The organism is Lysinibacillus sp. NPDC056185, from assembly GCF_047737915.1.
Lineage (GTDB): Bacteria > Bacillota > Bacilli > Bacillales_A > Planococcaceae > Lysinibacillus.
On the sequence record NZ_JBLLLQ010000004.1, the window covers coordinates 128279 to 149711 of the forward strand.

General features: G+C 38.5%; 17 protein-coding genes. All 17 read right to left on the reverse strand.

Going from position 1 to position 21433, the window contains the following annotated elements; genetic code table 11:
- Positions 1-56 precede the first annotated feature (56 nt).
- The 17 genes from recA to dapA all read right to left on the reverse strand — a co-directional run bounded on the left by recA (position 57) and on the right by dapA (position 21423).
- Complete coding sequence (recA, locus tag ACMZ42_RS06030; RefSeq protein WP_370075167.1) at positions 57-1121, reverse strand: recombinase RecA; 1065 nt, start codon at positions 1119-1121, stop codon at positions 57-59.
- A 454-nt stretch (positions 1122-1575) separates the two neighbouring features.
- Complete coding sequence (locus ACMZ42_RS06035) at positions 1576-2832, reverse strand: competence/damage-inducible protein A (protein WP_415730913.1); 1257 nt, start codon at positions 2830-2832, stop codon at positions 1576-1578.
- Positions 2833-2849: 17 nt separating this feature from the next.
- A complete protein-coding gene (gene pgsA / locus ACMZ42_RS06040) occupies positions 2850-3428 on the reverse strand; it encodes a CDP-diacylglycerol--glycerol-3-phosphate 3-phosphatidyltransferase (RefSeq protein WP_370075169.1) in 579 nt (192 codons plus the stop codon).
- A gap of 47 nt (positions 3429-3475) precedes the next feature.
- Positions 3476-4390: a helix-turn-helix domain-containing protein gene (locus ACMZ42_RS06045; protein WP_370075170.1), complete on the reverse strand. Its 915-nt coding sequence runs from the start codon at positions 4388-4390 to the stop codon at positions 3476-3478.
- 25 nt (positions 4391-4415) lie between these two features.
- Positions 4416-5204, reverse strand: coding sequence for a DUF3388 domain-containing protein (locus ACMZ42_RS06050; RefSeq protein ID WP_142507413.1), 789 nt, complete (start codon positions 5202-5204; stop codon positions 4416-4418).
- A gap of 228 nt (positions 5205-5432) precedes the next feature.
- The gene (locus ACMZ42_RS06055; RefSeq protein ID WP_370075171.1) at positions 5433-5690 is read right to left on the reverse strand and encodes a DUF3243 domain-containing protein; all 258 of its coding nucleotides are present in this window, start codon (positions 5688-5690) and stop codon (positions 5433-5435) included.
- 44 nt (positions 5691-5734) lie between these two features.
- Positions 5735-6463 (reverse strand): elongation factor P 5-aminopentanone reductase, encoded by a 729-nt coding sequence (gene ymfI, locus ACMZ42_RS06060; protein WP_370075172.1) that lies wholly within the window; start codon positions 6461-6463, stop codon positions 5735-5737.
- On the reverse strand, positions 6460-7761 hold the full coding sequence (yfmH, locus tag ACMZ42_RS06065; RefSeq protein WP_370075173.1) for an EF-P 5-aminopentanol modification-associated protein YfmH: 1302 nt from the start codon (positions 7759-7761) through the stop codon (positions 6460-6462). The genes ymfI and yfmH overlap by 4 nt, the downstream gene beginning before the upstream one ends.
- Positions 7758-9029, reverse strand: a complete 1272-nt coding sequence (gene yfmF, locus ACMZ42_RS06070; protein WP_402868090.1) for an EF-P 5-aminopentanol modification-associated protein YfmF — start codon at positions 9027-9029, stop codon at positions 7758-7760. Before yfmF ends, yfmH begins: the two co-directional genes overlap by 4 nt.
- 260 nt (positions 9030-9289) lie before the next feature.
- Entirely contained in the window at positions 9290-10255 is a 966-nt protein-coding gene (locus ACMZ42_RS06075) for an ABC transporter permease (protein WP_370075175.1), read from the reverse strand.
- A 1-nt stretch (position 10256) separates the two neighbouring features.
- Positions 10257-11303 (reverse strand): ABC transporter permease, encoded by a 1047-nt coding sequence (locus ACMZ42_RS06080; RefSeq protein WP_370075176.1) that lies wholly within the window; start codon positions 11301-11303, stop codon positions 10257-10259.
- On the reverse strand, positions 11303-12850 hold the full coding sequence (locus tag ACMZ42_RS06085; RefSeq protein WP_370075177.1) for an ABC transporter ATP-binding protein: 1548 nt from the start codon (positions 12848-12850) through the stop codon (positions 11303-11305). The genes ACMZ42_RS06080 and ACMZ42_RS06085 overlap by 1 nt, the downstream gene beginning before the upstream one ends.
- 669 nt (positions 12851-13519) lie before the next feature.
- On the reverse strand, positions 13520-14608 hold the full coding sequence (locus ACMZ42_RS06090) for a BMP family protein (RefSeq protein WP_402868094.1): 1089 nt from the start codon (positions 14606-14608) through the stop codon (positions 13520-13522).
- A 54-nt stretch (positions 14609-14662) separates the two neighbouring features.
- Complete coding sequence (locus ACMZ42_RS06095; RefSeq protein WP_402868096.1) at positions 14663-15391, reverse strand: GntR family transcriptional regulator; 729 nt, start codon at positions 15389-15391, stop codon at positions 14663-14665.
- A 186-nt stretch (positions 15392-15577) separates the two neighbouring features.
- Positions 15578-17866, reverse strand: coding sequence for an FtsK/SpoIIIE family DNA translocase (locus ACMZ42_RS06100; RefSeq protein ID WP_370075179.1), 2289 nt, complete (start codon positions 17864-17866; stop codon positions 15578-15580).
- A 495-nt stretch (positions 17867-18361) separates the two neighbouring features.
- Positions 18362-20029, reverse strand: coding sequence for a ribonuclease J (locus ACMZ42_RS06105; protein WP_370075180.1), 1668 nt, complete (start codon positions 20027-20029; stop codon positions 18362-18364).
- A 476-nt stretch (positions 20030-20505) separates the two neighbouring features.
- Positions 20506-21423 (reverse strand): 4-hydroxy-tetrahydrodipicolinate synthase, encoded by a 918-nt coding sequence (gene dapA, locus ACMZ42_RS06110; RefSeq protein ID WP_370075181.1) that lies wholly within the window; start codon positions 21421-21423, stop codon positions 20506-20508.
- Positions 21424-21433 lie beyond the last annotated feature (10 nt).

Below are 21433 nucleotides of genomic sequence, written 5' to 3' on the forward strand. Positions count from 1 at the left end.
TGTAAATAAAAAAATGCATTGCTCACACTATAAAGAGTGGGAACAATGCATTTATATTATTCATCTTCAAGAAGAAGCTTTAATTCCTCATCCATATCTTCCTCTTCATCATGCGCAGCAATTGTGTAAGATGAAGATGCAATACCGTAAGAAGCACGGATTTTATTTGCGATGTCGTCTAGTACTGCTGGATTTTCTTTTAAATACTGTTTAGCATTTTCACGACCTTGACCTAGGCGCTCATCACCGTAAGCATACCAAGAACCGCTTTTTTGAACGATGTCTAGTTCAACACCTAAATCAACTGTTTCGCCCTCTTTTGAAATTCCTTCACCGTACATAATATCAACTTCAGCTGTACGGAATGGTGGTGCCACTTTGTTTTTGACAATTTTAATTTTTGTACGGTTACCCATAATGTCATTGCCTTGTTTAATAGCTTCCGCACGACGAACCTCTAAACGTACTGAGCTGTAGAATTTAAGCGCACGTCCACCAGGTGTTGTTTCTGGGTTTCCGAACATAACACCAATTTTTTCACGAATTTGGTTTATGAAAATGGCGATTGTTTTTGATTTATTAATAGCACCTGAAAGCTTACGTAAGGCCTGAGACATTAAACGGGCTTGTAAACCAACATGCGAATCACCCATATCTCCTTCGATTTCCGCTTTCGGAACTAATGCTGCTACGGAGTCAATAACGATGATATCGATAGCACCACTACGTACTAATGCTTCTGCGATTTCAAGCGCCTGTTCTCCTGTATCTGGTTGAGATAATAGAAGTTCATCAATATTGACGCCTAATTTTTGTGCGTAAATTGGATCTAGTGCATGCTCAGCATCGATAAACGCTGCTTGTCCACCATTTGCCTGTACTTCTGCAATGGCATGAAGAGCAACCGTTGTTTTACCTGATGATTCAGGGCCATATACTTCAATAATACGTCCACGTGGATATCCACCAACACCTAATGCAGCATCAAGTGCTAGCGAACCACTTGAAGATGTAGCGATTTCTAAATCAGTCTTTTCGCCAAGTTTCATGATGGAACCTTTACCAAAATTCTTTTCAATTTGTTTTAACGCCTGTTCTAAGGCAGCTTTACGATCACTCATTCATTTTCCTCCTTCGAAAACTGTTCACTGTTTTTCTCTATCTCTACTATACTTGTTTTTGAGAGAAGACGCAAGAAAAAAGCGAACGTTTATTCGTTTTTCTTCAAAATAAAAATTTGGGTAACTTTCCATTACCCAAATTTCTATTTTCAACTATATTATGGATTACCACCAAAACGTGTGGTTGATTTCCGTTCCGACTGGGCGCTTTCCTGGGGGCGTCCGATGAGCCGCTTCACTCGCGTTGCTCGCTCCAGGGTCTCGGGCCAACACGATGTTGGTCACGAAGGCGTTATCACAGGACGTGATGATTTTAGCCTTCGTTCCTCTATTGCTAATCCCCAAGGAGTCGCCCAGCCTCCACTCCAATCAACTTATTTACATAGTAGACGTTTTAACAAAAGTCATCCGCAACTTTTTGGGATGAACCTATATTATGCCGGGGCATAATTGATTAACGTTTTTTAAAGCCTCTTTCTTCCAAAAGCTGCATTAAATAATGACAAGTAAATTTCGCCGCACGCAGTCGATTTGTATTACGCATACCCGATAAATGCAGTAAATACGTTATTGGTTTTTCATCGCCAATGGCAATACCTATCCAAACCGTTCCCGCTGGTTGATGATCATGGGCTGTAGGACCTGCCGCACCTGTTAATCCAATACCAATATCCGTATCAAACTTTTCACGTACAGCACTTGCCATAACTGCTGCACATTCACTGCTTACAATCCCATGTGTAGTTAATAATTCCTTTGAAATACCGAGTTGCTTAATTTTAGCCTCTTCCGTATACGTAACAACGCCACCAACAAGGGCATCTCCTACACCTGGTATTTCAGCTAATTCTGACTGAAATAAACCTGCTGTTAAACTTTCTGCTGCAGAAATTGTTAACTTATTATCTAGTAACATTTCTACTGTTTTAGAGGCAAGAGAATCATCATCTATACCGTATTGATAGTCCCCAACAAGCGCTTGAATCTCAGCTACCTTTGCGGCAATAAGATGCTGCGCTTCTTGCTCCGTTTCTGCTTTAGCTGTTACACGTAATGTAACCTCGCCGTCAGAAGCAAGTGGAGCAACAGTTGGATTTGTTTGCGCATCTAAAATATGTTGGACACGAACCTCAAGCTCAGCCTCTCCAATGCCATAAAAACGCATAACATGCGATGTAATTACCTCTCCAGCATTTAACATCGCACCGAGTTTTGGCTTTGCTTCAAACTGGAACATTGGCTCAAGCTCTTTAGGTGGCCCCGGAAGTAAAATATACGTACGTTCATCCTTTGTTAATATCATGCCAGGTGCCATGCCGTGATGGTTTGCAAGCACCTCACTACCCGCTAGTATTAAAGCTTGCTTACGATTATTATCCGTCATTGGACGTCCTCGTTTGGCAAAAAACTGCTCAATATTAGCCAGTGCGATATCATCAAAATCGAGAGAAACGTCAAGATGACGCGCAATCGTTTCCTTTGTTAAATCATCCTTTGTAGGACCAAGCCCACCAGAGAAAATGATTAAATCAGCACGAGTCTCTGCAATGGAAATAGCCTCTTCTAAACGTTGTGCATTATCTCCAACAACAGTGTGATAATACACATTTATCCCTAATTCGGACAACTGACTAGAAATAAATCTGGCATTTGTGTTCGAAATCTGACCAAGCAATAACTCTGAGCCAACTGCAAGAATTTCAGCATTCATGATCCTCAAGACCTCTCTTATTTAGACTCAAGTAAGGCACGTCGATTTAGATAGAAATAATCCCATCCAGACCATAGCGTAAAGAACAATGCAATATATAGCATAATTGAATCGAATCGAAAACCGATAAGTGTAAAGACTGTATTGTGTAAAAGTGCTGCTCCGATGGCCACAATTTGGGCCCATGTTTTAATTTTACCAAGCTGGTTCGCCGCAACAACTTCTCCTTCACCTGCCAATATTAAACGAAGGCCAGTTACTGCAAATTCACGGCTAATAATAATTATTATTATCCATGCAGGCGCCATATCAAGCTCTACCATTAAAATAAAAGCTGCTGAAACTAGCAACTTGTCAGCAAGTGGGTCTAAAAATTTCCCAAATGTTGTCACAAGATTGTACTTACGTGCATAATAACCATCCACCCAATCAGTCGCTGAAGCAATAATAAAAATGAGTGCACCTACAAAATGATGAACAGGCATCGTCGCACCGAATAGTGACATTGTTCCCCAGCCAAAATCAAACATCATAACAATGACAAAGAACGGAATAAGTAAGATTCGAGAGATGGTAATTTTATTTGGAATGTTCATTTTTCTAACACCTTTCATGATGAAAGAAAGTAGTCATCACTAGATGACTACTGTTCTTTATTGAAATTGATGACGATGTTTTGCGTTACAATTTGCTGTGCATACGTTAAAGGCTCGTCATTAATGTATACTTTAGCTTGCGCTGAATTACCTAAGCGGATACGGGCGTAATTTTGAGATGTTGCGTCGAATTCTACTACTTCTCCTGCATTATAGACACGAGTATCTGATAGTAATTCTTGTTGCTGTTGGTTTCGAATACCGATAAATGTAGGACCGGATACTTCAATACGTATTTTAAATGCGTCTGCACCTGTTAACGTATAAGAAGTTGTAGCACCATCCGCTTCAATAGCCCCAGCTGAAATCGATTGCTTAACCTCTTCAGTTTGCTTTTCATCAGGTGTTTCCTGTGCTGAATCTTTTGAATCTGCTGAGTCTTGTTTGTTATTTGTTTGAGCTTTTTTCTCTTTTTCTTTTTCTTTTTCTGTATCTATTGGTTTTGCTTTTGTATCATATTCTATTTCTGATGGAGTATCTTCCATAACATCTGGCACTGCTTTATTTTTAGACTGCATTAGCACCCAAATCACCACAATAATGACAATGATAAATAAACCAACGATTATTTTCGGCATTGCTTCCATCATTTTAGTAGAAGGGCCTTTTGAAACTTTTCTTCTACTTGGACTAGTCGTCATCGATTGACTTACTTGATTGTTTGGAGTACCTGGTAGCTCGCTTTTATAAGTTTCTAAAAGCTCCTCTGCGTCCAAGCCAACAGCGTCAGCATATTGTTTAATAAAAGCTCGTACATAAAACGAACCAGGCATAATCGAATAATTGCCTTCTTCAATACCTATTAAATAACGCTTTTGAATTTTTGTTATTTCTTGTAAATCGTCTAAGCTGTAGCCTTTAGACAGTCTCGCCTCTTTCAGTCGAGTCCCTAATTCTGCCACTCATAACACCTACTTTAATATCAAATTAAAAATTAAATCCACCAAATGAATTAGATTCGGACATCATTTGGCTTTTTTCCATTATTTCATACGTAATTTCTTCATCTGGGTGATGACGCAATTCAATGATATAATCAAAGTCCTCTATCTTATATTCTGAATGCTGAACAAACATGTCTGGATGCTCGATGACCTTAATGGAAGGCATACTCATCATTTCACGCACTAGTTGCAAATGTCGCTCATCAGACGAACGACGTGTCACAATGCCATCTAATATAAAAATATTATTGTCACTGAATTCATCACCAGCAAGTTTATTGCGAACAGTTTGCTTAATCATTGTAGACGATAAAAAAATCCATTTTTTATTGGCACATACACTTGCCGCTACAATCGATTCAGTTTTTCCAACACGAGGCATTCCACGTATCCCAATAAGCTTATGCCCGTCTTTTTTAAAGAGCTCAGCCATAAAGTCAACTAAAATACCAAGTTCATCTCGTACGAAGCGGAAGGTATTTTTTTCATCTGCATCTCGTGGAATATAATGACCGTGCCTAATGGCTAAACGATCACGGAGCTTTGGTTGTCGAAATTTGGTAACGTTAATATGTTCCATTGTCGAAACAATTGTACGAAAACGCTCAATTGTCTCATCGTTGTCTGTATGCACTAACATACCACGTCGATCCTCATCGACACCATTTATTGAAATAATATTGACACGAAGCATCCCTAAAAGTGAAGCAATATCTCCTAATAATCCAGGGCGATTCACCTGAATTTCATATTCAAAGTACCAATCGCTCAAACACACTCGTTCCCTTCCTATTAGTTAACGTAAAAAATCCTTTATAAGTTCCATCATAGCTGATTTTTTATGTAATGGAAAGTTAGAATACGTGGAATTATGGCGTTATTTTTAAAAACTTACTATTTTTTTTTTGAACATACAGAATAGGCTTACATACGTTCCCTTTTCAATGCAAAAATCCTCTTTTATACAGAAAAAAAAGAGGAGATAGTTCTCCTCTTCGTTTTACTGCACAGGCTTATTTTCTACAAGTTTAATGACACAATTCGCCAATGCATGTTTTTCTTCTTCAGAGGCAACGCCCCATAAATCCGACAGCACTCGCTCTTGTTCATTTTTAGGATCGACATTTGTCGCCAAATATTCTCCAATTTGTACAGCAGCTTGTTGGATCATTTTCGTTGGCATCCCACTTGATTCTGCTCGCATAACATTTTGACCTAAAAACGATGTCCATTTTTGCCAGTTTTCTAAAATAGTCATATGTTTCTCCTCCTTTACACATGTAGTATGTGCAAAAAAGAACATTATATGTACCAGCCACCGTTTAATCGAATAACTTGTCCCGTTACATAATCTGCTTTTCCAGAAAGATAGAAACGTACCATTTCAGCAACATCCGTTGTTTGTCCAGTTATACCTAGTGGAATGTCCTCTAAAATATATTCAAGTTCCTCTTCGCTTAAATGATTGTTCATCGAGGTATTAATAAAACCAGGTGCAATGGCATTAACACGAATACGTGATAGTGCGGCTTCTTTCGCATATGACTTCACAAAAGCATGTTGGGCGCCCTTCACAGTTGCGTAAAGTGCTTCACCAGCCGATCCAGCTTCTCCCCAAATTGAACCAATAAAAAGCACATAGCTGACATCATGAGCGCGTAGCTTTGATGACAGCAATGCCGTCAGACGCATTGGATTTTGTACATGGACACGCCATAATGCATCCATATCCTCCACCGTAGTATCTTCAAGCAGAGAATAATGTGCTTGACCATTTGCAAAGACAATCGCTTGCACATTAAAAATTTGTGATGCTAGCAATTGTGCCCCGGACGCTTTCGAAAAATCTCCCTGTACAAGCATAAACTCCTGTGCAGGGAAACTTTCTGAAAGGGAGCAGTATAGAGCCTGTGCTGCTTTTTCATTGTTTGAAAAGTGTATGTAGATGGACCAACCATCTTCTGCCAGACTTCGACAAATAGCACGGCCAATCTCACCCGATGCACCTAAAACGAGGGCAAACTTTTTCACTGTACGCCCTTTTCTGTAGGTAAAATTTTAAAGACAGTTTGTTGAGATTCACCTTGAACTGAAGAAAATGCTTTTTTCAAATCTTCAATCGTTAGTTCTTCTAGTACAGGCACAACATCGAACAAATTCATATCATTAAACGAATAACGTGTAAATTGGTTGGCGATAAATTCAATAGAGTTCAGTGCACGTAGGAAGAAACCTATTTTTTTACGTTTTACTCGTTCTAAATCGGCACTTTCAAAATGTGCATCTCTATCATACTTTGCTAATTCTTCCTTAATAGCTTTCTCTAATGCAGCCGGGTCTGTAGAATCTGAGCCAATCATAGCAAATCCAAAGCCATTTTCTAACGTGAAATCAAATGCATACGTTTCATCGATTAATCCATCGTCATAGACGGTCTCATAAAATTTAGATGTACGTCCAAAAATAAGTTCAAGTGCAATTTGAACAGACAGCTCATGTTTTAACATGTCACGCCCAGAAAGATTTGTTTCTTTCGCTTTTAAGCCGATATAGACCTTAGGCTTTTGTACATCCATATGCAATTCACGTTCTTTGATAGCAACATCTGTCGGTTCTTGATCGAAGAAACGTTGAATTGGTGTTGGTTCAGGGAATTCTTTTTTGTCTTGATTGTCACGAATAAACGTCATCATTTCATTAGGATCTACTGCACCAATGACAAACAATAACATATTGGACGGATGATAAAATGTATTGTAGCACGTATATAAATGGTCCGCAGTAATGCCATCAATCGACTCTATTGTACCAGCGATATCAATTTTTACTGGATGATTATGATACATATTTTCGATTGTACCAAAATATAGGCGCCAATCTGGTTGATCGTCGTACATCGTAATTTCTTGACCAATAATGCCCTTCTCCTTATTAACAGTTGCTTCTGTAAAGTAAGGCTCTTGAACAAAATTTAATAATGTTTCTGTGCTGTTATAAATATTGTTCGTCGAAGAAAATAAATACGCTGTACGTGTAAATGATGTAAAGGCATTGGCTGAAGCACCGAATTCACTAAACTTTTGGAAGACATCTCCATCTTCTTTTTCAAACATTTTATGCTCTAAGAAGTGGGCAATGCCATCTGGTACTGTAATGCTTTCAGTTCCACCAATTGGCACAAATGTACGGTCAACAGAGCCGTATTTTGTGGTGAACGTTACAAATGTTTTGGAAAAGCCTTTTTTCGGTAATATATAGACGTCTAAGCCATTTTCTAATTTTTCATAATACAATGTTTCATCTAATTGTTTGAATTCAATTGTTTTCATTGTGCGGCTTGCTCCTTTCCACATAAGAAATAGACCGCTTCTAGCTGTACTTGCTTCGCCATTTCAACAATATCTTGCTTTGTCACAGCTTTCCATTTATTTGCCCAAGCTTCAACAGAGAACTCCTCGGGTAAATCTTTATATTGGTCAAAAATTTCTATTTGTCCTCGGGCAGAATCCAATGCTTCTTTTAGCTGATTCGTCAGCATTGCTTTTGTTTGCTCTATTTCCAAATCTGTAATATCGCCCGCTTGCATAACAGCAAGTTGTTCCTTAATTAGTGATAGCGCTTTTTCTTCATTCTTTGGTTCAATCCCAGACACAACAAAGACTAAGCCATAATGTGATGCAAATGAGCTAGACGCATAGTAGGCTAAGCTTTCCTTTTCACGAACATTCATAAATAATTTGGCGTGAGGGTAGCCACCGAATACGCCATTAAAGATTTGCATTTTGGCGAAATCAGCGTCACCAAATCGTACTGGTGTACTAAAGCCAATATGCATCTTTCCTTGCTTCATTTCTTGTTGTTCACGTACATAATCATTTTGTGGATGCTGTTGTGGAAGTACAGCAGGAATTTCTTCAGGTGTACGATCATTAAACGGTAGCGCTTCTTTTAGTTTCGCTACGATTTCGTCTTCATTGATATCACCCGCGACATAAATGTCTATTTTATCGTTAGCAAGCATGGATTGATATGCTTCAAACAATGATGTAGGGGTAATTTGTTGAATGTCCTCGACAGTTCCATTAGCAGAAATAGAGGCCGGTTCATTCGGACGTAATATTTGTTGAATGCGTTGCTGCGCAAAACGAGATTTATCGTCAAAAATGGACTCAATACGCTGAATGACTGTTTTCTTTTCACGTTCCACAATCGATTCCTTAAATACACCATTTTCTAAATTCGGTTCAAATATTGCTGTGTGCAATAAATCAAGTACCTCGTTTAAAACACTTGCATTTGCCAAATAATGATCATTAACGGCTTCTACATTCATCAGTACTGTATGTTCATTACCACGTTTAGATGTGTCAAAATATAACACTGTGCCATACAAGTCATCCAAGAAACTTCGGAATGCAGCGGTTGTCTTATATTTAGCATTACTGTGTTGCAATACATTTGTTAACACTGTACGTTCAGACGCATTTGTCGCCGTTAAAGCTCTTCTCCATTTAATTGAAAAATTTACGGTTTTAAATTGGGTCGTTTGTCGGATATGCAAATTGACACCTTTTGCTAAAGGTATTGTTTTAAACATATATAGAACCCTCCTTATCTTTCTTAATATAACAAAGTACTACACATACTATACATGTCTATTGTCTATAATTGCAAAAAGAATCCAAAGTATGTATATGAAATGTATGGAAGTTACTTTTATTGATTGATGAACCTGTTCATATTAGCAAATAAAGATCATCCTCCAACCATTATTTTCCCAAACACTTGAGATATGTACAAGGAAAAAGACTGAGCATTTTCGCCCAGTCTTTAGTGTCAACAATTATCTGTTTGTTATTAGCGTTTCCCTTTTATATAAGGTTGGCCACTAGCTTTTGGTGCATTTGCTTTACCGATAAATCCTGCTAATGCAAAGATCGTTAAGACGTACGGTAAAATTTGTAGGTACACAGCAGGAATATCTTGAATATAAGGAATTCCGCTTCCTGCAACACTTAACGTTTGTGCTACTCCGAAGAATAAAGCTGCACCTAATGCACCGATCGGATGCCACTTACCGAAAATCATTGCAGCAATGGCCATAAAGCCTTGACCCGCAATTGTTGCATGTGAGAAATTGCCTGCAATCGATTGCGCGTACACTGCACCACCAAGACCACCTAATGCCCCAGAGATAACAACAGCAATATAGCGCATTCTATTAACGTTTACACCCATCGTATCTGCAGCCATTGGATGTTCACCGACAGCGCGTAAACGTAACCCAAAAGGTGTTTTATAAATGATAAACCATGCTCCAAAAGCTACTGCAAAAGCTAATATCGATGTACTGTAGACATTTTGGAATAATAATGGACCAAAGAACGGTATGTCCTCTAAATAAGGGATAGCGAAACGATTTATTGCATAGGTTTGGTCAATCATATCTGTTTGACCTTTATCATAAATCATTTTTACCAAGAATACAGATACCGCTAAACCTAATAAGTTGATAGCAACCCCCGATACTGTTTGATCGGCACGGAAGGAAATAGACGCAACTGCATGGAGAAGTGAGAAGATTCCCCCAATAATGAAAGCTGCCAGCATTGCCATCCAAATTGTTGCTGAACCGAATGTTGCAGCATATTCTAAATTGACATAAATACCAACAAATGCGCCAACAATCATTAAACCTTCTAATCCGATGTTTACTACACCAGAACGTTCAGAGAATACACCACCGATTGCTGTAAAAATTAAAGGTGTTGCATAAAGAATCGCCGAAGGGATGATGAAATATAACATTTCTAAAAAGCCCATGTTATTGTCCCTCCTTTTTCTTGCTCAACTTTTGTAATGCTACTCGAATAATATAGCCTGATGCCACGAAGAAAATAATTAACGCGATAATAATAGACACGATTTCCTCTGGAATACCTGCAGCATTCGGCATATTTAGCGCTCCGTATTTAAGTGAGCCGAATAATGAAGCTCCGAATACTACCCCTAGTGGCGTGTTGGCACCAAGTAAGGCAACAGCGATCCCATCGAAACCAATACCTGTAAAGCCTGGTTTAATAGAGACGTTTCCGAAAGTACCTAGTGCCTCCATAGCACCACCAAGACCTGCGAACATACCTGAAATCGTCATAGCTAAAATAATGTTTTTGTTGACGCTCATACCAGCATAATCTGCAGCATGCTTATTAAATCCTACCGCTTTAAGCTCATATCCGCGTGTTGTTTTTTCTAAAATGAACCACATAACTATTACCATTAACAGTGCAACAATGATGCCATAGTGAAGACTTGAATTGTCTGTTAGCTCTCTTAAAAACGGAGAACGTAATGAAGCTGATTCATGAACTCGTTCTGTTTTAAAGCCACCGTCAGACAAGTTTTTAATAACTGCATTCGCAATATAAAGCGCAGTGTAGTTTAACATAATTGTCGCAATAACTTCGTGAACTTTAAATTTCGCTTTTAAGAAACCTGCAATAAAGGCCCAAAATGCACCTGCAGCTGCTGCCGCAAGTAATGCTAATGGTAAGTGAATGATTTTAGGTAGATCAAATGCATATCCTACCCAAGCTGCTGCTAGCCAACCTAAAATTAGCTGACCTTCAACACCGATGTTGAATAACCCTGTGCGGAAGGCAAATGCTACCGCAAGACCCGCCAATATATACGGTGTTATTTGACGGATTGTGTTCCCAATTGAATATGAATCTCCAAAAATACCTGTCCAAAGGGCGCTATAACCTTGTACTGGGTCATAGCCGCTGACTACCATCACGATAGCACCAACGATTAAACCGATAATGATAGAGATGATAGGAACGAGTATATTAATGACACGATTTGACATTAGTCGTTCCCCTCCTTCGCACCATTCGTATTATTTTTACTATTTTGTCCTGCCATTAATAGACCTAGCTCTTGTTCTGTTGTTTCTTTTGGATTTAATTCATCCACAATTTGACCATCATAAATAACGGCAATACGGTCCGAAACATTCATGACTTCATCTAATTCAAATGAAATTAACAGTACTGCTTTTCCTTTATCACGTTGCTCAATAAGGCGAGAGTGAATAAATTCAATTGCCCCTACGTCAAGACCACGTGTTGGTAATGCTGCGATCAATAAATCAGGATTACGATCAATTTCACGACCGATAATCGCTTTTTGCTGGTTACCACCTGAAAGGGCACGAGCCGGTGTCATTTCACCATTACCAGTACGAACATCATATTCTTCAATAATTTGGCGCGCTTTTTCAGACACTTTCTTGTAGTCCATAACAAAGCCCTTAGCGATTGGAGACTGATAATATGTTTGCAGTGCGATATTGTGGCCAATTGGGAAATCTAATACTAAACCGTGTTTATGACGGTCTTGTGGGATATGTCCAACGCCTTCCTCCGTAATTTTCCGAGGCTTCATATTTGTTATATCTTTGCCATTTAATTTAACGTTACCACTTTTAATTTTACGTAGACCCGTTATGGCCTCGATTAACTCAGATTGTCCGTTTCCATCGATACCCGCAATACCAACAATTTCACCTTTGCGTACTTTTAAGTTCAACCCTTTTACTTTATCGATATTACGATAGTCTGTAACAATCAAGTTTTCAATTGCAAGTACTTCATCAGTTGGATTTGCTTCTGTTTTTTCTGTTTTAAATTCGACTTGGCGACCAACCATCATTTCAGCTAATTGGTTAGGATTTGTTTCAGCAGTTGTAACTGTTCCAATCCCTTCCCCTTTTCTGATAATCGTCACACGGTCAGAGACTTCCATAATTTCTTTTAGCTTATGGGTAATCAAAATAATGGATTTGCCTTCTTCAATTAAACGGCGCATTATTTGAATAAGCTCTGTAATCTCCTGTGGTGTTAAAGATGCAGTAGGTTCGTCAAAGATTAAAATTTCTGCACCGCGGTATAATGTCTTTAAAATTTCAACACGCTGTTGCATCCCTACTGTAATATTCTCGATTTTGGCATATGGATCAACATCTAAACCATACTTTTCGGAAAGTGCCTGTACTTTCTTTGCCGCATCTTTAATATTAATAACACCCATTTTTGTAGGTTCAGAACCTAAAATAATATTCTCTGTTACTGTAAAATTTTCCACCAACATAAAGTGTTGATGTACCATACCAATCCCTAGATCATTGGCCACATTTGGATTTGTAATTTTAACAGCCTTCCCACGAACTCGAATTTCGCCGCCTTCTGGTTGATACAAACCAAAAAGGACGTTCATTAAAGTCGATTTACCTGCACCATTTTCACCTAGTAATGCATGGATTTCGCCTTTTTTCAGTTGGAGGGTGATATTATTATTTGCCACGAAATTACCGAATTCTTTTCGGATTCCTAGCATCTCAATCACGTATTCCAATTTCGTCACTCCCTTAATAGGCACTTTTATCAATTTCGCCTTGGCGTAATTGTGGCTGTTGCTTTGCTTTCGCCACAGAAAACATTTCGTAGCTGTCGCTTTGCTTTCGCTACGTAAAACATTTTGTAGCTACCGCTTCGCTTTCACTACAGAAAACATGTGTAGCTGTCGCTTTGCTTTCGCTACAGAAAACATGTGTTACTGACGCTTCGTTAACACTCCATTTCGCAAAGATAAACAATACGTCCAGTTTTTGAAACCGTTTTCTATATTTGTTTGAGACAAACTTAATAATACTAGCCATAGTCACTGTTAGTTCAACGTTTTTTAACATCGACAGCAATGACCTCAGCCAGAGGTTCCATCTTCGTTCAGTGGCATTATATACCCTATTAACAAAAAATTCATGCATGTCTTGTCTCACTAATAGAGGTAGATATTCTTCTGAATGAAGATAAATTAATACAGGAAAGGTCATCGTTAGAAACCTTTCTTCTATTAACTTGTTACCATCATTACTATTCTTACGATAAACTCATAGAAAAATTACTACCTCTATGGTAAACAAATAGAATCAAATAGAGTATTGCAAATAGTCAAAATATAACGATAGATTGAAAAATCATCATAAGGGCCTTTTAAAAGTCCTTATGATGATCAAAAGATGAATTATTTTTTCACTTTTTCTGGAACTTTAATTTCACCTTTAGCAATTTTTTCTTTATATTCATCAATAACAGTTTGAACATCTGCTGGGATTGCACCACGAGAATCTGCAAGTTTCACGCCGTCTTCAGCTAAACCATAAGTTAGCGTTTTGCCACCAGGGAATTCACCGTTTTTAGCTTTATTTGAAATATCTATAACTGCTGCGTTAACACCTTTTAACATAGAAGTTAAAGTAACGTTTGTTTTATCATCTACTTTACCTTCTTCGTATTGGTCAGCATCTACACCAATTACCCATACATTTGCATTAGGATCTTTTTTCTTACGTTCCTTCGCCTCAGAGAATACACCGTTACCAGTTGCACCAGCAGCGTGGAAGATAATATCTACGCCTGAAGAATACATGCTGTTAGCTGTCATTTTACCAAGATCAGCTTTATCAAATGCGCCAGTATATTTTCTTTGAATCTTAATATCCGGATTTACTGCTTTAGCCCCTTCAACGAAGCCAGCTTCAAAGCGATTAATAACGGGAATATCTCCTCCGCCAATGAAGCCAATTTTTCCTGTTTTAGTCATTTTTGCAGCAGCTACACCAGCTAAGAAGGCACCTTCTTGCTCTTTGAACATAATAGATGCAACGTTGTCTGCTTTTACTGAAGCGTCAACGATTGCGAATTTATTATCTGGATTTTCTTCAGCTATTGCAGTCATAGCATCTTCCATCATGTAACCAATACCATAGATTAAGTTAAAGTCACGTCGTAATAATGCGTTTAAATTTGATTCATAGTCAGCGTCTGATTTTGATTGTAAGTAGTCGAAACCACCTTCACCTTTTTTTAGGTTATGTTCTTTACCGTAAGCTTGAACACCTTCCCAAGCAGATTGGTTGAATGATTTATCATCAACGCCACCAACGTCAGTAACCATTGCTACTGAGAACACATCTTCTTTTTTGCTTTCGTCTGTTGACGCGTTCTCTTTTTCTTTTGCAGGTTTTTCTTCGTCTTTCGTACCACATGCACCTAAGATTGCACTTGCAGCTAAAACTGATGATAATACTAAGCCAAATTTACGTTTTTTCATTTTTTTAACCCCCCAAAGGTATTGTAATTAGCAGGAAAAATATTTAGAAATGTTCTACACCCGTTTACGAACTACATGGAAGCTGAATTTATCAGCTCGGAAATAATTTTTTGAATACAGCACTACTTGATCATGATCATCGTAATGCAACTGCTTTAATACTAAAAGAGCTGTTTCACGCCCGCAATTTAAAATCGGTGAAGCTTGCTCATGATACCCGATTGGATCAATATATGTAACGGCATAGGCAACATGAATTTTACCAGATTGTTCAAGTGCAGAGAAAAGTGAAACTTCTTTTTTTTCAACAAAGTCAGTTGGCAGGAAACTTGCTGGTAATCTGTCTATGCAGTATACTACCGGCTCGCCATCCGCTGTTCTGACACGTTCAATTGTGAGTAATTTATCTTCGCCATCACATTGGAAGCGTTTTAAATCTTCCTCAGAAGGTATGCTTTCCGTCGCCTTTAAAAAGCGGGAACCGGGTTCCATACCTGCTGCCTCGATCATAGAAGAAATGCTCGATAAATGCTCGATTCCTGAAGTAAACAACGGTTTAGGGTTTACAAAAGTCCCTACCCCATGTCGACGTACAATAACATTTTCCTCTTCCAACAGTCGTAGCGCTTCTCTAAGAGTTGCTCGACTGACTCCTAGTGATTTCGATAATTCAAACTCTGAAGGCAGTTTTTCATTTTCTTTAAAAATGCCTGTTTCAATGTCAGACTTTAAACGATCAATTACTTGAAGATAGAGATGACGATGATCAGCTTTAATAGTCACATATATCACCACCAAAATCAGAGATCAGACATCTGATGTACAACATTCCTACTAATCGTTCATAAATATAACATTTTTATAGACTGAAAGCAATTACACCTTAGCGTAATTGCTTCCGAAATTTGAAATGAATTTGGGCCTACTTGATATATTCAACATTATTCATTTTTTGTCGTTGTTTTGGCACTAATTATCGTATTGATGAATGAGCACTTGTCGAGGCTTACTACCCTCTGGAGGCCCGACAATACCACGTTGTTCCATTTGATCGACAATACGAGCAGCTCTCGAATAGCCGATACGGAAGCGGCGCTGCAACATCGAAACAGAGGCCGTCTGCATACTCACAACTAACTGCACAGCCTCATCAAATAATTCGTCCGTTTCCTCTAAAATTGTCTCTTCTTCGGTCGGAATCATTTCCTCCTGATACTGTGCTTTTTGCTGTTCTATAACAAAGGTAACAACTGACTCAACTTCTTGATCTGATAAAAAGGCACCTTGCACACGTTTTGGTTTAGATGCACCAGCAGGTAAAAACAGCATATCTCCTCGACCGAGTAAACGTTCTGCTCCACCCATATCTAATATCGTTCTAGAATCGATTGATGATGAAACCGCAAAGGCAATACGCGAAGGAATATTTGCTTTAATAACACCTGTCAATACATCAACACTTGGTCGTTGGGTTGCAATAATTAAATGAATCCCTGCTGCACGTGCCATTTGTGCTAAACGTGTAATAGAATCCTCTACATCACTTGAGGCAACCATCATTAAGTCCGCTAACTCATCTACAATTACCACAATATAAGGTAATTTCGGATGTTTTTCATCCGTTTGCTCATTGACTTTTTGTACATGACCGTTGTAACCTTCAATATTACGAGTACCTGTATGAGAAAATAAATCATAACGGCGCTCCATTTCAGCCACAACTTTCTTCAGCGCCTGAGACGCTTTACGAGCATCCGTAACAACTGGTGCCAGTAGATGAGGAATTCCATTATAAACATTTAACTCCACCATTTTCGGGTCAATCATCATTAGCTTTACCTCATGTGGTTTTGTACGCATTAGAATTGATACGACAATACCATTTATACACACACTTTTCCCACTACCCGTCGAACCTGCAACAAGTAAATGTGGCATTTTATTGAGCTCGGCGAGTACTGCTTGTCCAGTAATATCACGACCTAATGCGACTTGTAATAAAGCTTCTGGCTTTGCACCATCTTTAGACTCTAACACTTCCCGAAGTGTAACAATTGCTACCTCACTATTTGGTACTTCAATGCCAATCGCAGACTTTCCAGGAATAGGTGCTTCCATACGAATATCCTTTGCAGCAAGTGCTAAGGCAAGATCATCCTGTAAGTTTACAATTTTACTTACTTTCACGCCTATATCTGGTAATATTTCGTATTTCGTTACAGCTGGGCCTAAATGAACCTGCGTTACTTTTGCCTTTACACCAAAGCTTTGCAAAGTTTGCTCAAGCTTTTTCGCATTTGCCTGAATGACAGAATATTCGCCACTTTGGTCATGCTGTGGTGGTAATTGTAATAGATTATAAGACGGCAGTTGATAATCTGCATTTTCTACAGCATCTGCCCCTTCGATATGGACATCATCAACAATTTCTCCATGTTCAATATCTTCATTTTCAGCTGTTGCATATTCTTCTCGTTCATGAGATACATTTTGAGTAAAGGCAGAGATAATTGGTTCATGAGAAGCTTCTTCCTCAGCTTGTACCTCAGGCTCCTGTTCGACAGCTGCGATTTCATCCTTGCTTTCTACTTTTGAACGGCGATTCTTAGGTTTCTTTGGCACATTTTTTTTCTTTTCACGATGTTTCTTTTGCCATTTTCCAAAAAGATCAGGCATTTTGTCCGCTAAATATGGAACAAGCGCCTTTCCTGTTACTAAAATTAAGCCGATAAAGAAAATAACCCATGCAACGACCTTCGCACCTGTTGCCTCAAATAATACATGTAGAGCACTGAATAACAGTGCACCAATCATACCTCCGCCAAGTGCATTACTTCGATGGATAATACCCTCTGAATTAATTAAAATTCGCCAAGATTCTCGCAACACAGAATCTGATAATAAACCTCCAGATTTTGATAATTGTTCAAAAAGAATGCCGTGACTAAAAATTGTTAAACTCATAACAATGAGGAGCATACCTAATATGAGACGATCATAAATACTTACTTTTTTCCGCCCAATCATCAGTAATAACGCAACAAATATAAGCATAAATGGCACAGCAAAATGTAAATTTCCTAAAAGAAACATTGCTATTGTTTGGAGAATACGTCCAATCATGCCATATTCAAAAATCATAATAACTGCTAATGCAATTAAGATAAGCCCTAAAATTTCATACATAAGCGGATGCATTTCTTTTTTTTCTGTAGTCGCTTTTGTTTTCGAGACTTTTCTTTTTCTACTAGTCGCCATCTATTTCACCTTCTTTTGTAATCCATTCTATATATGTAGCGAATAATAACATGTAGAACTTGATTATTTCAAAAAATAGACTCAATACCATAACGTGTGGTTGATTTCCGTTCCGGCTGGGCGCTTTGTCGCTGACGCTTCGCTTTCGCGCAGAAAACATTTGTTGTTGCTGTCGCTACGCTTTCGCACAGATAAAACATTTGTCGCTGACGCAGCGGCAGGATGTTTTTTGCGCGAAAGCGTAGTGCTAACGTAGCGAAAGCAGCACGATGTTGGCCACGAAGGCGTTATCACAGGACGTGATGATTTTAGCCTTCGTTTCTCTATTGCTAATCCCCAAGGAGTCACCCAGCCTTCACCCCAATCAGCTTATACAAATGATATATGTTTCAACAAATGCCATTCCCAACTTTTAGGTTTGAGCCAAAAAAAGGATTTTCCACCGTTTACATTCGGTTAGAAAATCCTTTTTCATTCAACGATGATGTTTCATTTTTAATATTCCATAATGATTGGGATAATCATTGGGCGGCGCTTCGTTTTTTGGAATAAATACGTATTCAGTGTATCTCGAATTTCTTGTTTAATGTTTGTCCATTCAAATGTATCTTTACCAACGTATTTTTCAATAACAGTTTTCGCAATCTCAGAAGCTTCTACCATTAATTCTTCTGATTCGCGTACATATACGAAACCACGCGATAAAATTTCCGGACCAGATGCAATTTTCTTTTGAGCACGGTTTAACGTTACAACAACAATGAAAATTCCATCTTGCGATAATAACTTACGATCGCGAAGTACGATGTTGCCTACATCGCCAACACCAATACCGTCTATTAATACATTACCAGCTTGTACACGGCCACTCATTCGCATTTTACCATTTTTATATTCTACAATATCCCCTTTATCGGCGATAAAAATTTGTGATTTTTGCATACCTAGTTGTTGAGCAAGCTTAGAGTGAGCAATAAGCATACGGTACTCACCTTGCACAGGGATAAAGTACTTCGGTTGCATTAAATTTAGCATTAATTTTAAATCCTCTTGGCTACCGTGACCCGACACATGTACATTTTTGCTAGATGTTAGAATCTCAGCGCCTGCTTTTGCGATAGAGTTCATCGTATTAGCCATCTGTACTTCCATACTAGGAGATGGTGTAAAAGTAATTAATACTGTATCATCTTGCTTTATTTTAATGTCTCGGTGATGTTTGCGGACGATTTTCTCTAATGCATCAAGTGGCTCCCCTTTATTACCTGTAGCAATAATAATAATCTCATCATCTTGATACTTTTGCATTTCTGAGATAGGGATGATTGTATCTTCCCCAGCAGTTAAGTAACCTAGCTGTACACCTAAATCCACAGCTTTTTCTAAAGGTTTTCCTACGATGACTACTTTACGGAAAGACTTTTGAGCTTGTGTAAATACTTGTTGAACACGGATAAAATTCGATGCATAAACAGCAACTAAAATACGACCTGGTGCTGAATGGAATGTTTTTGATAATTGCTCTTCAATCACAATCTCAGATGTCGTATAACCTGGTCGTTCAGCTTCACTCGACTCAGATAATAGAATAAATACGCCTTCTTCCCCTAACTGAGCCATTTTTGCTAAATCAGGCTTAAATTTACCTGTCGCTGATTGATCAAATTTAAACTCCCCTGTATGAACAATTGCTCCTTCAGATGTATGGAACACTACCCCTAACGAATCGGGAATACTATGTGTTGTATGGAAGAATGTCACATACGTTGAGTTGAAATTCATACGACTACGGTTCGTAACCTCAAAGAATTTCACCTGATGTGGTGCAGGCAATTCTTTTAAATGTTCCTTTGCAAGTGCAATTGTTAATTTTGATCCGTACACTGGCGCTTTCACTTTTTGTAATACATAGGCAATCGAGCCAATTGCATCTTCATGACCATGTGTTAAGAAAATGCCTTTCACACGATCTTTATTTTCTTCTAAATACGTAATATCCGGAATCACGATATCAATGCCCAGCATTTCGTCTTCAGGGAACATTAAGCCGCTATCCACTACAAATAGCTCTTCGTCAATTTCTACTACGTACATTGCTTTCCCAATTTCGCCCACGCCACCAAGTGGGATGATGCGAATTAATTCATTTTTCTTTTTTGTCAATTTATTTCCTCCTAAAAAATATCCCGAACAGCAACCACTTAAAATTTATTATACGGTTTGCAAAGCTTTTGCACAAATTAAAAATTCAACTTTCATGATAGAAACAGAAATTTATTGCTAATTTTATTACTAATAGATGGAAAGCAGGTTGAGTATGTGGCATTGTGAAAGGTCTAATTTTTGTCTTTTATTAAGTAACGTAGGTTTTTGGAATGGGATATATCGCCGTTTGTAAACCATTCTCTGTATGGTTGTTCTAGCGCCTGAGCGGATATTAGCTGTACCTGAGCAGTTTTCACTCCTACCCGAGCGGATTTCCGCCTCACCTGAGCAGTTTTCACTCCTACCCGAGCGGATCTCCGCCTTACCTGAGGGGGCCTCCCTCCGGATCAACGGTCTTATTCTTTATTTTCTAACAAAAGAAAAAAGACCGTAAACAAACTAAAAAATCTCACGTTTGTTTACGGTCTAAGGATTTAACTAAAGGTACTTATTTTTCTAAAGCTTTTCGCTTTTTCTTGATACGTATCCCAAATTCGGTCAAAGTTTGCTTTTTCTTCATCTGTCATTTCCATCATTGGCAGGCGAACATTAAGTGTATCAAAGCCTAATTTGGTCATCGCGTATTTTACAGGCGATGGGTTTGGCTGTGCGAACAACGCACGTACAAGTGGTAATAATGCTCGGTGAATTTTGGCTGCTAGCTCGTGATTTCCTTCTTCAAACGCTTTAATCATTAATTGCATATCATTTCCAACAACATGAGCAGCAACTGAAATAATCCCTGCTCCACCTATTGCTAGTAGTGGAAGTGTTAAACCATCGTCCCCACTATACACGAAGAAATCATCATCTGAATCAACATTCTCAATAATATCGCCCATTTGATCTAAATTTCCACTCGCTTCTTTAATCCATGAAATATTAGGAATTTTACTTAAAGCAACGGAAGTTTCATAGGCAACATTGACACCTGTACGTCCTGGCACGTTATAAAGCATGACAGGTAAACTTGTTTCTTTTGCAATTGTTTCAAAATGCGCAAAAATACCGCGTTGATTTGGCTTATTATAATATGGTGCTACAAGCATGATACCATCTGCACCATTTTCTTCTGCCTTGTGCGTCATTGCAATAGAGTAAGCAGTCTCGTTATCCCCTGTACCTGCAATTACGGGTACACGGCCTGCTACTTTTTCTACTGTAAAGCGTACAACTTCAATTTTTTCTTCTGTGGACATAGTTGGGTTTTCAGAGGTTGTGCCACATGCGACAATACAATCTGTACCATTATCAATCAAATAATTAATAATACGTTCTAGTTCTGGATAATTAATCGTGCCATCTTCTTTGAACGGCGTAATCATCGCCGTTCCAATTCGACCTAAATTCATCCTTACACCC